Source organism: Burkholderia territorii, assembly GCF_902833055.1.
In the GTDB taxonomy this organism is placed as follows: domain Bacteria; phylum Pseudomonadota; class Gammaproteobacteria; order Burkholderiales; family Burkholderiaceae; genus Burkholderia; species Burkholderia territorii.
In genome coordinates, this window is record NZ_CADFEJ010000001.1 from 208,761 (window position 1) to 221,548 (window position 12,788).

The following is a 12,788-nucleotide window of genomic DNA, read 5'->3' on the forward strand; positions in this document are numbered from 1 at the left end:
GCAGGAGACCACCATGCAGGTTCAGGACGACGACAAGCCGTACGACGACATCAACATCACGCCGATGCTCGACCTCGCGTACGTGCTGCTGATCATCTTCATCATCATGACGACCGCGTCGGTGCAGGGCATCAAGGTCGATCTGCCGAAGGCGAGCTCGTCGGCGAGCCTCGCGAAGCCGAAGACGAAGGCGATCACCGTGGCCGATTCGGGCCAGGTATTCCTCGACGCGTACCCGGTGACGATGGACGAACTCGAGAGCCGGCTGCGCACCGAGAAGGCGAGCAATCCGGAATTCCCGATCGTGCTGAAGGGCGACGCGGCCGTGCAGTACCAGAAGGTCATGGACGTGCTCGACCTGCTGCGCCGCCTCGATCTGTCGCAGGTCGGCCTCGTGACCGGCAAGGCGAAGCAGGGCGGCTAGCGCGATGGAAATGACCTACAACGGCGGCCCGCCTGACAAGGGCCCCGGCCGCTACGTGAAGCCCGTCGCGATCGCGCTCGTGCTGGCGGCGCTCGCCGCGCTGATCTGGCATTTCGCGGGCGATACGGCGGGCGTGAAGCGCGCAAGCGCGCCGCAGGTGACGACGGTGATTCCGTTGCCGCCGCCGCCTCCGCCGCCACCGAAGAAGCCGCCGCCGGAGAAGGTGAAGGAAGAGGTCAAGACGCCGGTCGAGCGGCCGACGATCGCACCGAAGCCGTCCGAGGCGCCGAAGCCGTCGGACAACCAGCCGAAGCAGATGACGATGAACGCGCCGGCTCAGGCCGGCACCGACAGCTTCAACATCGGCGCGGGCGACGGCTCGGGGATGGTCGGCAGCGGCGGAGGCGGCAAGTTCGGCAATGCGAGCTACGCGCAGTACATGGTGTACGTGCTGCAGCGCGCGATCGAGCAGGACAAGGGCGTGCAGGAAGCCGGCGGTGCGCGTTTCGCGGGCAGCCTGAACCTGTGGATGGACGCGTCCGGACGCATCACGAAGGTGACGGTTGCGCAATCGACCGGCGACGCGAAGATCGATGCGGCGGTGGTCGCGGCGGTCGAGTCGCTCGGGCGGGTCGACGAGGCGCCGCCGCCCTCGACCGCGTATCCGGTGCTCGTCAGGCTGCAGGGGCGCAAGCCGGCATGACGTACCGCGCGCGAATGGCGAATGAATCCACGGGGCAGGTCCGTCGCACGGATGCTGCCGGAAAAGAAACGGAAATTGTTTGGAGTGCTTCGATGATTCACAAGATGAACGGACGGGGTGCGGTGCCCCGCAGCGGGGCGCTGCCCGTGCGCCTGTCGCGCGTCGGCGCGGCGGTGCTGACGCTCGGGTTCGCGTGCGCGTCCGCCGCGCACGGCCAGTCGCTCGACGCGCAGGCCGCGTCGGGCAAGGCCGCGCCGACGGAGAGCGTGGTGATCAACCTGATCAACCTGCTCGTCAAGCGCGGCGTGCTTACGCAGCAGAACGCGAACGAGCTGATCGCCGAGGCGCGTACCGAAGCCGTGCAGGCGCGCGCCGCGCGTGGCTCGGGCGCGGCGGTCGTGGCCGGCACGGGCGTGGTCAACCCGCCGACGCAGCCGGGCGACGTCGCGGTGCCGTACGTGCCGCAGCTCGTGCGCGACCAGATCCGCGACCAGGTGAAGCAGGAGGTGATCGCGCAGGCGAAGGCCGAGAACTGGGCGCAGCCGAACACGTTCCCCGACTGGGTGTCGCGCATCAAGCTCGACGGCGACATGCGCGTGCGCGACGAATATCACTTCTACGGCAGCCGCAATGCGAACAACGTGACGAACTTCGCGGCGATCAACCAGGGCGGCGGATTCGACATCAATCCGAACACCAACACGACGCAGCTGCCGACGCAGAACACCACGCAGAACCGCAACAACCTGCTGCGCTATCGCGCGCGGCTGGGCGTGACGGCGACGCTGTCGGACGACATGATCGCCGGTCTCCAGCTCGCGAGCGGCAACGACAACGGCCCGGTTTCGACCACGGGAACGGCCGGCGGCGGCTGGGGCAAGAAGAACATCTGGCTGAACAAGGCATTCTTCGCGTATCGGCCGACGCCGTGGCTGAACCTGACGGCCGGCCGCTTCGACAACCCGTTCTTCAAGTCGGACCTCGTGTTCTCCGACGACCTGATGATGGACGGCCTCGCCGCGAACCTGCGTCACGCGCTGCCGTGGAATCCGGACGTCACGCTGTTCGGCACGCTCGGCGTGTTTCCGATCCAGTACACGAGCGAGAACTTCCCGTCCAACAGCACCGACAAGGCCGGCAGCGACACGAAGTGGATGTTCGGCGCGCAGTTCGGCGCCGACTGGAAGATCGACGCGAAGAACCGGTTGCGCGGCGCGGTTGCGTATTACGACTTCCAGAACATGCGCGGCACGCTGTCGTCGCCGTGCGCGCTGTACCTCGGCGCGACCAGCTGCAGCACCGACAACGAGGCACCGGCGTTCATGCAGGGCGGCAACACGCTGATCGCGCTGCGCAACATCGTGCAGAACCCGAACCTCGCCCCGGGGATGACGCCGCAGCCGCAGCTGTTCGGGCTCGCATACAACTACCGGCTGCTCGACCTGAAGGCGCAGTGGGACACCGTCGTCGCCGATCGCATCAAGCTGCGTCTGGACGGCGAATACGTGCGCAACCTCGCGTACAACGACAACAAGGCGTTCGCGGCCGCGTCGCTGCCGGTCAACAACTACGAATCGACGTCGGTGAACGCGACGCGCGCCGATTACCGCAGCGGTCCGAACGGCTTCCTCGCGAAGGCGACGATCGGCGAGCCGGAGCCGCGCGAGAAGGGCCAGTGGAATTTCTCGATCGCCTACAAGTACCTGCAGCCGGACGCCGTGCTCGACGCGTTCAACGATCCGGACTTCCACCTCGGCGGCACCAACGCGCGCGGTTACGTGATCGGCGCCGCGTATGCGGTCGCGCGCGACACGTGGGTATCGGCCCGCTACCTGAGCTCGAAGGAAGTGTACGGGCCGCCGGTTTCGATCGACGTGCTGCAGCTCGAGCTCAACGCTCGCTTCTGACCGGAGCCGCGGATGAACACGACCTATCGCACGATGCTCGCGGCCGCGCTGCTGTTCGCGGGCGGCGGCGCGAACGCGCAGAGCATCGAGGACAAGTTGCGCAGCCAGTTGCGCTCGACCGTGCAGGAGCTGCGCCAACTGCAGGACAACCAGGCGCAATTGCAGGCCGACAAGGCTGCCGCGGAGAAGCAGCGCGACGATGCGCTTGCGCAGTTGAAGACCGCGCAGGCGCAGCTTGCGTCGGCGCGCGGCGATTCCGGCGCCGAAGCGGCCGCGAAACGCGCGCTCGCGGCGGAGCGGGCGGGGCGCGAGCAGGATGCGCGCGCGCTTGCGAAGTACAAGGCGTCGTACGAGGACTTGCTCGCCGTGTCGCGTGCGCGCGATGCGCAGCATGCACAGGCGCAGAAGGACATCGCCGCGCGTGACACGCAACTGAAAACCTGCCAGGCACACAATGCGGAGCTGTATCGCGTCGGCCACGAGATTCTCGACGCATACGAGCATGTCGGAATCGGCACGTTCTTCGCGTCGCGGCAGCCGTTCGCGCAATCGGCGCGCGTGAAGTACGACGAGATCGCGCAACGCTACGGCGATGCGCTGTATGCGGGCAAGTACGATCCGGCCGCACGCGTGCCGGCCGCGGCGCCCGCATCGGCAACCGCCGCATCGTCCGCATCCGTGAGTGCGCAGTGACCCGGCCGCAGCAAGGCCTTGAACCGATCGATCCGTTGAACACCGGGAAGACAGACATGCAACACACGCAATCGAATACCGCCGCCGACCGCGCCGCACATGACGCGCCGATCGAAGCGATCAGCGCGGAACACCTCGCCGATATCCTGCGCCGCGCGGGCTACCGCGTGACCATCGCCGAACAGAACGGCGCGATGCAATTGATGAGCGCGAGCCAGGGTGTCGGCTTCGCGGTGCGCTTCGGCAATCCGGCCGTCGCACTCGCACCGCAGGACGCCGATGCCGCGGCGCTCCCGTACATCGACTACACGCTGTCGTGCGTGCTGCAGGTGCAGGGCGACTTGCCGGCGGAACTCGTCGCGAACTGGAACCGCACCAAGCGCTTCGCGCGTCTCGCGAGCCACGGCGCGTTTCTCGCGCTGGAGATGGACGTGGTGGTCGCGGGCGGTGTATCGGAGCGCCACCTGCGCTCGACGGTCGAGCTGTGGGATCGGTTGATCCAGGAATTCCTGCTGCACCTGCGCAACCGTCCGGCGATGGCCGAGCAGGAAACGGCGGCCCGCATGGCGGCGGGCGGTGACGCGGCGGCATCGCCCGCCGTCGCGGCACCGGCCGAGGTCCCGGCGCAGTCATGATCGCTGCGAGCCGGCGCGCCGGCCACTGGATCGGCGCCGCGCTGCGCACGCTGCTGCGGGCTCGCGTGCAACTCGCGGCGCGCACGACGGCAGCGACCGACGCGCCCGCCGCATGGATCGCGTATGCGGACGGTGTCGCGCGGCGGTTGCAGACGGCGATCGACGGCGACGATGCGGCTGCATGCCGGCTGCGCGCGGACGTCGGCCGCTGGGCCGACCGGCTCGCGGATACCGGCGACGACCGGCTGATGCTGCCGGTGCGCGCGTGGCTCGACCGGCGCGGTCACGTGACCCGCGTGGACAGCGCGCCGGCCGGCGATCCGGCGGTCGATGCGGCGCTGCGCGACGCGCTCGTCGGCCGCGCGATCGGCACGGCGCCGCCGCACGGGATGACCCAGCCGATCGTGCTGCGCATGGCGCTGTCGCGCCTGCGCTAGCCGATGCGGCGACGAACGTAACGACGCGTACGCCGCGCGCGCTGCGGCGTGCGCGATACGACGGCAATCGAGAGGGCAGTCGAACCATGATGACGAAGATGAAGACGCTGGCGCTGATGGCCGGCGGCCTGCTGCTGGCCGCGCCGCTCGCCGCGCACGCGCAGGACGACGTGATCGCAAACGCCGCGCAGGCGTCGGTCACGCAGTCCGATATCGCGGGCCTGTTGAAGGCGGTGAGCCCCGAAGGGCGCGAGCGGCTCGCGGCCGATCCGGCGGCGCTGGACCAGATCGTGCGCTCGACGCTCGCGCAGAAGGCGGTGCTCGCCGAGGCGAAATCGAAGGGCTGGGAGAAAGACGCGCAGGTGCAGGCGGCGCTCGAGCAGGCGCGGCGCGACATCGTCGTGCGCAGCTATCTCGCGTCGGTGAGCGCGCCGCCGGCCGACTATCCGTCGGACGCCGAGATCCAGTCGGCTTACGAGCGCAATCGCGCGGCATTCACCGTGCCGCGCGCGCTGCACGTCGCGCAGATCTACATCGCCGTGCCGCCCGATGCCGATGCCGCGACGCTCGATGCCGCGCGCAAGCAGGCGGCCGATCTCGCGAACCGCGCGCGCACCGGCGATTTCGCGGCGATTGCAAAGGCGAATTCGCAGGACAGGGCGAGCGCGGCAAACGGCGGCGATCTCGGCTTCGTGCCGGATTCGGTGATGCTGCCGGCCGTGCGGCAGGCGGCCGACGGGCTGAAACCGGGCCAGGTTTCGGCGCCTGTCCGCACGCCGTCGGGGTTCCATGTCGTGAAGCTGCTCGAGGTACGCGCGGCCGCGCCGCGCCCGCTCGCCGACGTGAAGGAACAGGTGCGCACGATGCTGCGCGCGCAGCGCACGCAACAAAACGCGCAGGCGTATCTCGCGAAGCTGACGGCGAACGCACCGATCAACGAAGACGCGCTGAAGAAAGCGCTCGCGGCTGCCCGGTAGGCGCCCATGGCACCCGTCCGTTCGACGCCGCGCGCTCTGGCGCCCGATACGCGCACGCCGGGGCGGCGGCGCGCTGCCGCCGCACCCGATCGTCCGCGTCTGCCGAAGGCGAATCCGTGGCCGGGGCGGCCCGGCGAATGGCCGACACATTGCCCGCTTTGCTTCGGCGCGCTCGAGCCGCTGCCCGGCGCGGGCGGCCATGCGCGGCACCGCAGCGCGCGCTGTTCGGCGCAATGCGTGCTGACGACGCGGCAATACCAGCCTGACGAGCTCACGATTCGCGGCTCGCGCGACGCGCAGGTGGCGGCACGTCATCGCGCCGCGTTTGTCGTGCAATGGGCACGTCATTACGCGTTGATGCGACACGTGTGGCCGTCGCTGACGATCGAGCGTTTCATCGCGGTGATCGCGTGCATGGACGTCGCGGATCTCTGGTCGTACCGGATGCTGCGCGACGCCGATCTCGCGGCCGTGCTGCTCGTGCTGGCCGGCTTCCTGCGCGTGCCCGATGCGCTTGTCGGCGACGCGCCGGCCGCTGTTGCCCCCGGCGCCGCGGCGCTCGCGCCGACGGTGCGCTGGGTGCGGTTCTGGTTCGATGCGAGCGTGCGCGACGTCGGCGACCTGTGGACGGTGAGCAGCAATGCGCCGCGACTCTTTCGCGTCGATTATCGGGAACCCGTCGTCACGCCGTATCCCACGGGCGCGCAGGTGCTGGCCTGGCAGCCGATCGACGGGATGCGCGACGCATGGGCGCGCAGCGCCGACGCGCTCGCGCCTGCGGTGGACGCGACCGGGCGCGCCGCGTTCGAGCGCTTTCTCGCCCGGCCGAGGACGCGCGGCGCGCTTGCATGAACGGACGAGTGCACGGACATCGGCGGGCCATGATCGAGGGGAAGCGCGGATGAAGATGCGACTGGAGGTTCTGGTGACGATCGCCTGCATGCTGCCGGTTGCCGGCGCGCTTGCACAGGGCGGTCACGCGGCGGCGGACGAGCCCGGTTCGGCTACGAAGCCCGTGTGCGTCGACGCGGAAGTGGACGGCAAGCGTGCGCTGTCGTACGACTGCCTGAGCCGGCAACTGAAACCGACGGCCGATGCGCAACCGGGCGGTGCGTCGCAGACGGATTCGGAGCGGTTGTCGAAGCAGCCGTCGAATCGACTCGGCACGTTCAACCTGTCGACCGAACGGAATCGCTTCGGCTCGAACTGGGGCCGCTCGGTGACGCCGCAACGGCCCGACGCACCGGTCGCGGTGCCGCCGAAGCCATGATGGCGCCCAGCATCGGGAGCCGACGAGGAGCCGCGACGTGAACACGTGCATGAACATCGGGCGCGCAGTAGCGACGCGAACGACGATGAGCGCGTTGGCCATCGCATGCGCATGCATCGCGACGACGGCCGCGACGGCCGCGACATCGGCGGCCGAGCGGCCCGCATCGGCGGCGGATCGTCCCGTAGCCTCGAGCGTCGCGCTGCCCAACTTCGCGGCGCTCGTGCGACGCGTGGGCCCGGCCGTCGTCAACATCAGCGTCACGCGCGAGGTCACGCAGATGGGTATCCAGCTGCCGCCCGGCATCGCGCCCGATCATCCGCTCGCGCCGTTTCTCGCGCGGCGCGTCATCGGCAACCGCGAGGAGGTGAGCCTCGGCTCCGGCTTCATCGTGAGCGAGGACGGCGTGATCCTGACGAACCGGAACGTGGTCGGCGATGCGGCCACCGTCGACGTGAAGCTGACCGACAAGCGGCAATTCACGGGTCGCGTGATCGGCAGCGATCCGGTGTCCGACGTCGCGGTGATCCGCATCGACGCGCGCAGCCTGCCGGTCGTCGCGACCGGCGACCCCGCGCGCACCGAGGTCGGCGACTGGGTGATGGCGATCGGTTCTCCTTACGGGTTCGCGAACACGGTCACGCAAGGCATCGTCAGCGCGAAGTCGCGTTCGTTGCCCGGCGAACGTGCGATTCCGTTCATCCAGACCGACGTGCCGATCAATCCCGGCAACTCGGGCGGGCCGCTGTTCGATCTCGACGGTCGCGTGATCGCGATCAACTCGATGATTTTCTCGAAGACGGGCGGTTATCAGGGGCTCGCGTTCGCGATTCCGATCGACATTGCGCTCGACGTGAAGGACCAGCTGCTGCGCACCGGCAAGGTCACGCGCGGCCGGCTCGGCGTCGCCGTGCAGGAAGTGAGCCAGGCGCTCGCGCGTTCGTTCGGTCTGCCGAACTCCGACGGTGCCCTGATCACGACGGTCGAACCCGACGGCCCGGCCGCGCATGCGGGGTTGCGGGCAGGCGACGTCGTGCTCGCGGTCGACGGCAAACCCGTCGCCGAATCGGCGGACCTGCTCGGCGCGATCGCGGGCATGCGCGGCGGGCGGCAGGCCGACCTGCTCGTGTGGCGCGCCGGACGGGCAATGCACGTCAACGCGACGGTCGGCGCGTTCGACAGCGGGGCGGCGCCGGCCGGCGGCGCGCAAGGGCCGGCGCGATTCGGGCTTGCTCTGCGCGCCGCGACCGAGCAGGAAAGGCAGCGGCTCGGCATGAGCCAGGCGCTCGTCGTCGAACAGGCGAGCGGCCAGGCGGCGCGCGCGGGCCTTCAGCCCGGCGACATCGTGCTGTCGGTCAACGGCACGCCGGTCGCGAACATCGGTGCGCTGATGGCCGAGATCGACGCCGCGCGCGGCAACGTCGCATTGCTCGTGCAACGCGGCGGCTCGCGGTTGTATGTACCGATCGAAATCGGATGAGCGGCGGGGCGAGCGGGTACGTTGCGCGACGGTGCGGCGCACATGGTTTGATCCGGCACGCGGGAACACACGGGAAACGGGAGGTGCGATGGGGCGATGGCGGGAAGGGGCGGTATCCGGGTGGCTGCGCACATGCGTTTGCGCATGCGTGCTCGCCGTGTGCGTGCCGGTTGCCGCACAGACCGCCGACGTGCCGCAGCCGTGGATCAACTATGCGCAGCTCGTCGGGCGGCAGTTCCAGGCATGGCTCGAAGCGGACGGCGACGCGGCCGACCGGCTGCATCGGTATCTGGAGGAGCGCGTGTTGAACGCGCGTGCCGATGCGCCGCCGCCGGCGATTGTCGTGCGCGCGTGGATCGGGGCGAACGGTGCGGTGACACGTGTCGAATTCGCGTCGCTCGGCTCGGCCGATGCGGATGCGACGCTGCGTCAGTTGCTGACCGCGAGTCCGCTCGCCGAGGCACCGCCGCCGGACATGCTGCAGCCGTTGCGGGTGCGGTTGAGGTTGATGCCGAATCCGGGCGCGGCGGCCAACGCGCCCTGACGGCACGAATCGTCCGGCTCCCGTGACGGGCGCAGATGCCGCGCACTACGTGATCGCGGTGCCGGTCGATGTCGTCACGTCCGTCCTGCGTGTCAACGGCATTCCGTATGAAGAAACGGATGCGCGGCAGCTCGAACCGCTGCAGCCGCATGCGGCGCGCGCGGCGACATTGCAGGTCGGTATCCTGTGCGGGCGGTGACGGGCGTCTTTCCGTCACACAGGCCGCCGCGCCGCTCAACCCCGTGTGTCCCACCCCACGACGTTCCGGTGGGCAGTCCTGTCTATCGCTGCTATCCTTTCGATCGCATCAAGCTATATCAACGCCGGGCGGGCCGGTCGAGCGCACCGGGCCGTCGGCCGCCCGAGCCGGATCGTGTTGATCCGGTCCGGTCGAAAATCCATAATCGAGCATTGCGGGTCTTTTGTGAACGCTTCCATTCCGTCCATGTGCAGAGGGTCAATCCAACGATGAGCGGCGCATCGAAACCACCGGCGAAGCCGGCAAGCGCGCCGCGCGCGACAGCGGACGACGCCGACCACGACGCGCCGAAGCACGGCGCGGCCGACGACGAATCGTCCGCCGGCGGGTCGTCGTATCTGGTTCCGGGCCTCGAACGCGGGCTGCGGATCCTCGCCGAATTCTCCGCGCGCGAGCCGGTGCTCGGCGCACCCGAGCTGTCGAAGCGCATCGGCATCCCGCGCACGACCACCTTCCGCCTGCTGCAGACGCTCGAGGCGCTCGGCTTTCTCGAGCGCGTGAACGGCGACCGCTATTTCCGGCTCGGCGTCGGCGTGCTGCGGCTCGGCTTCGAATACCTGAATTCGCTCGAACTGACCGATCTCGGTACGCCCGTGCTCGAACGGCTGCGCGACGCGACGGGCCTGTCGACGCACCTGCTGATCCGCGACCAGCGTGACGTCGTGTTCGTCGCGAAGGCGCAGAGCAACACGTCGATGTTCGGTTCGGTGAAGGTGCACGTCGGCACGCGGCTGCCCGCGCACGCGACCGTGCACGGGCACGTGCTGATGGGCGACCTCACGCGCGACGCGTTGCGTCAGCTCTATCCGGAAAAACGGCTCGAACAGTTCACCGAACGCACGCCGGGCACCGTCGACGAACTGTACGAGCGCGTGCGTCACTACGCGCGGCTCGGCTACGCGGTCAGCGAGGCCGCGTTCGAGAGCGGCATCTCGGCCGTGACCGCGCCCGTGCGCGATCATTCCGGCGCGATCGTCGCGGCGGTCACCGCGACGGTGCCGCGTTCCGAGATCGGCGAGGCCGGAGAGAAGGAGCGGCTCGTCGAAGCAGTGTGCGGTGCGGCGGTCGATCTGTCGCAGCGCCTGAACTACCGGCCGCTCGAAAGCGATCCGACGTTCGCGCACGCGCGTCATCGGGTCGCGATGTTCTGATCCGTCGCGCAAGCCGCATCGTGCGGCTTCATTCATTCATCCATCGCCAATGAAAAAGAGCAGCCCGCAGGCTGCTCTTGTCGTTTCGGGCCCCGAGCGGGCGCGCCCGTCGCCGCTCAGAACGAATGGTGGATGCCGGCCAGCACGACCACCTGGTTCGCGGTGCTCGACACACCGGCCGTGAAGAACGCGGCCTTCGCGCCGCCCGAACCATGCTCGTACAGCACGTTCGCGTACAGCTGCGTGCGCTTGGACAGCGCATAGATGTCGCCGAGCTCGACCTGCGTCCAGCGGCGGCCGGCCAGGGTCGTGGTCGCCGCGCCGCCCGCGATCGTGTTGAACGCGCTGCTGCGGTAGTTCACACCCGCGTCGTAGCTCTGGAACGTGTCGGAAAACCCGTTCGACTGCATCTTCACGCGCGTATAGAGGCCGTGCACGAGGAAGTCGCCGAACTGGTAGGACGCGCCCGCGCCGATGTTCTCGACCTTGTTCGCGAGGTAGCCGTTCGCGGTGTTCTGCCCCTGGAACGACGTGATGCCCGTCTGGCCGATCAGGATCGCGCGATCGTGCTCGTTCGAGTACACGGCCGACGCCTTGAACGGCCCGTTCGCATAGTTCAGCGCGACACCGACGGACTTGCCGGTCGAGAAGTTCGTCGTGTTGCCGAGCGCCATCGTGGCCGCGGCCGAGAAGCCGGCGAAGCTCGGCGAACGGTACTTGACCGCGTTGTTGTACGGCACGTTGCCGGTCGCGGCGAGCCCGTCGATGTTGCCCGGATGGAACGCATACCAGCTCATCGCGAGATACGCGGTGCTGAGCGGATCGAGATAGTCGAACGTCAGCGGCGTCTGCCGGCCGAGCGTCAGCGTGCCGTAGCGCTCGGAGCTGAGGCCGACGAACGCCGCGCGGTTCCAGATCGTGTTCGCGGTCGCGAACTGCCCGTTGTTCGTATAGAAGCCGTTTTCGAGCTGGAAGATCGCCGACAGGCCGCCGCCGAGGTCCTCCTTGCCTTTGAGGCCCCAACGGTCGGGCTGCGTGTTGCCCTGGATCATCGCCCATTTCGCGTGACCGCCGACGTTGTTCACATACGCGACGCCGGCATCCATGCTGCCGTACAGCGTCACGCTGCTCTGCGCCCAGGCGCCCGACATCGCGCCCATTCCGATGATTGCTGCTGCTACCGCGTGCTTGACCATTTGATCTCCTGACTCTCCAAACCTGATGAAAAACGTGCCGTGGCGGCGGGCACGAGGACGGCCGGCCGTCGCGCGCTTCTTCACCACCGGGCGGGGCATCTTTTATGTTCCATATAAGGAACAACGTGCCTCTGATGGAATGGAGTATAGAGGTGTCGCGGGAAGTATCAAAAATAAATTTATCGGGCCGGATGCGCTTGCAGACGATCCGCAACAGCGGGCCGGCAATCCTGAAAAGTGGACTTAAATCCCCGCCATAAAACGAGAAATCATGTTGGACGCGGATGACGGTGCCGGCCGTCGACCGGGCGGTCGGTGTTTTCCCTAGGACATGCAGCTTTTTGTTTTACTCGTGGAAAGTCGCTTCTATAATCACCATCCATAAACTGCTGTTCCGGATATGGAACAAATCCGGAGCGAACCGAGAGTCGATCAGAAGGAAGGGTGTGAGATGTCTGAACAATGGGTTTGCGCCGGGCACGCCGGCGCGCTGTCGGAAGACACGCCGATCGAGTTCAAGCGGACCGACGGCGTCGAAATCGGGATCTACCGCGTCGGCGACGAGGTGTATGCGCTCGAGAACGTGTGTCCGCATGCATACGCGCTGCTGACGCAAGGGTTCGTCGACGAGGGCACCGTCGAATGCCCGCTGCACGAGGCCGTGTTCGACATCAAGACGGGCGAATGCCTGAAGGGCCCGGGCGGGCGCGCGCTGAAGCAGTACGCGGTGCGGCTGGCCGGCGAGGAAATCCAGATCAAGGTGGAATGACATGAAAGAAGCGACCGTCAACTTCAATCCCTTCCTGAAGCCGTGGGTGGCGCCGCAGCCGAACAACGTCGCCGGCAAGGGGCAGATCGAGATCCCGGGCCAGGTCGAGAACCAGATCTGGCAGAACCGCAAGGCCGAGCCGACCCAATATGAAAACGACCTCGGCGATGCGCTCGAACGCGTGTTCGAGAGCGGCGCGACCGAGCTGGACGATGTCGTCGCGGGCCTGAACCGCATCGGCTTTCGCGCGCCGGACGGCACCGCGTGGACGGCCGAGCGCTTTCGCGCCGAAATGGCCTCGCTGGCGGAATGAACGCGCGCGCCGCGTGACCGCCGACCCGAC

General features: G+C 68.2%; 16 protein-coding genes. 15 read left to right on the forward strand and 1 reads right to left on the reverse strand.

All coding sequences use genetic code 11. The features are described 5' to 3' along the window. Nucleotides 1-13: 13 nt before the first annotated feature. The 13 genes from HW466_RS00905 to HW466_RS00965 all read left to right on the forward strand — a co-directional run bounded on the left by HW466_RS00905 (nt 14) and on the right by HW466_RS00965 (nt 10,480). On the forward strand, nt 14-424 hold the full coding sequence (locus tag HW466_RS00905) for an ExbD/TolR family protein (protein WP_059451059.1): 411 nt from the start codon (nt 14-16) through the stop codon (nt 422-424). Nucleotides 425-428: 4 nt separating this feature from the next. After that, nucleotides 429-1,127, forward strand: coding sequence for an energy transducer TonB family protein (locus tag HW466_RS00910; protein ID WP_059507665.1), 699 nt, complete (start codon nt 429-431; stop codon nt 1,125-1,127). Nucleotides 1,128-1,219: 92 nt separating this feature from the next. Beyond that, complete coding sequence (locus tag HW466_RS00915) at nt 1,220-3,034, forward strand: putative porin (RefSeq protein ID WP_174905472.1); 1,815 nt, start codon at nt 1,220-1,222, stop codon at nt 3,032-3,034. Nucleotides 3,035-3,046: 12 nt separating this feature from the next. Next, the gene (locus tag HW466_RS00920; RefSeq protein ID WP_151006656.1) at nt 3,047-3,727 is read left to right on the forward strand and encodes a hypothetical protein; all 681 of its coding nucleotides are present in this window, start codon (nt 3,047-3,049) and stop codon (nt 3,725-3,727) included. Nucleotides 3,728-3,783: 56 nt separating this feature from the next. After that, on the forward strand, nt 3,784-4,362 hold the full coding sequence (locus HW466_RS00925; RefSeq protein WP_151006657.1) for a YbjN domain-containing protein: 579 nt from the start codon (nt 3,784-3,786) through the stop codon (nt 4,360-4,362). After that, nucleotides 4,359-4,799, forward strand: coding sequence for a hypothetical protein (locus tag HW466_RS00930; RefSeq protein ID WP_174905473.1), 441 nt, complete (start codon nt 4,359-4,361; stop codon nt 4,797-4,799). The genes HW466_RS00925 and HW466_RS00930 overlap by 4 nt, the downstream gene beginning before the upstream one ends. 86 nt (nt 4,800-4,885) lie before the next feature. Then, nucleotides 4,886-5,776: a peptidylprolyl isomerase gene (locus HW466_RS00935; RefSeq protein WP_151007186.1), complete on the forward strand. Its 891-nt coding sequence runs from the start codon at nt 4,886-4,888 to the stop codon at nt 5,774-5,776. 6 nt (nt 5,777-5,782) lie between these two features. Next, entirely contained in the window at nt 5,783-6,628 is an 846-nt protein-coding gene (locus tag HW466_RS00940) for a hypothetical protein (protein WP_174905474.1), read from the forward strand. Nucleotides 6,629-6,677: 49 nt separating this feature from the next. Next, nucleotides 6,678-7,046, forward strand: coding sequence for a hypothetical protein (locus tag HW466_RS00945; protein WP_174905475.1), 369 nt, complete (start codon nt 6,678-6,680; stop codon nt 7,044-7,046). Between the two features lie 85 nt (nt 7,047-7,131). Then, nucleotides 7,132-8,526 carry a Do family serine endopeptidase gene (locus HW466_RS00950; RefSeq protein WP_239005847.1) on the forward strand — a complete coding sequence of 465 codons (1,395 nt, stop codon included), beginning with the start codon at nt 7,132-7,134 and terminating at the stop codon, nt 8,524-8,526. A gap of 148 nt (nt 8,527-8,674) precedes the next feature. After that, nucleotides 8,675-9,070 (forward strand): YbaB/EbfC family DNA-binding protein, encoded by a 396-nt coding sequence (locus tag HW466_RS00955; RefSeq protein ID WP_414133038.1) that lies wholly within the window; start codon nt 8,675-8,677, stop codon nt 9,068-9,070. A gap of 22 nt (nt 9,071-9,092) precedes the next feature. Continuing rightward, nucleotides 9,093-9,269 carry a hypothetical protein gene (locus HW466_RS00960; RefSeq protein WP_170296721.1) on the forward strand — a complete coding sequence of 59 codons (177 nt, stop codon included), beginning with the start codon at nt 9,093-9,095 and terminating at the stop codon, nt 9,267-9,269. Nucleotides 9,270-9,538: 269 nt separating this feature from the next. Next, the gene (locus tag HW466_RS00965) at nt 9,539-10,480 is read left to right on the forward strand and encodes an IclR family transcriptional regulator (protein ID WP_059507656.1); all 942 of its coding nucleotides are present in this window, start codon (nt 9,539-9,541) and stop codon (nt 10,478-10,480) included. A 116-nt stretch (nt 10,481-10,596) separates the two neighbouring features. Here HW466_RS00965 and HW466_RS00970 read toward each other — a convergent pair whose 3' ends face one another. Continuing rightward, nucleotides 10,597-11,676, reverse strand: a complete 1,080-nt coding sequence (locus tag HW466_RS00970) for a porin (protein WP_059451069.1) — start codon at nt 11,674-11,676, stop codon at nt 10,597-10,599. Between the two features lie 451 nt (nt 11,677-12,127). Here HW466_RS00970 and HW466_RS00975 point away from each other — a divergent pair, with 451 nt between their 5' ends. Both HW466_RS00975 and HW466_RS00980 read left to right on the forward strand, forming a co-directional pair. Beyond that, nucleotides 12,128-12,445 carry a non-heme iron oxygenase ferredoxin subunit gene (locus tag HW466_RS00975; RefSeq protein ID WP_006758060.1) on the forward strand — a complete coding sequence of 106 codons (318 nt, stop codon included), beginning with the start codon at nt 12,128-12,130 and terminating at the stop codon, nt 12,443-12,445. 1 nt (nt 12,446) lies between these two features. Further along, entirely contained in the window at nt 12,447-12,758 is a 312-nt protein-coding gene (locus HW466_RS00980) for a recombinase-like helix-turn-helix domain-containing protein (RefSeq protein ID WP_059509035.1), read from the forward strand. Nucleotides 12,759-12,788 lie beyond the last annotated feature (30 nt).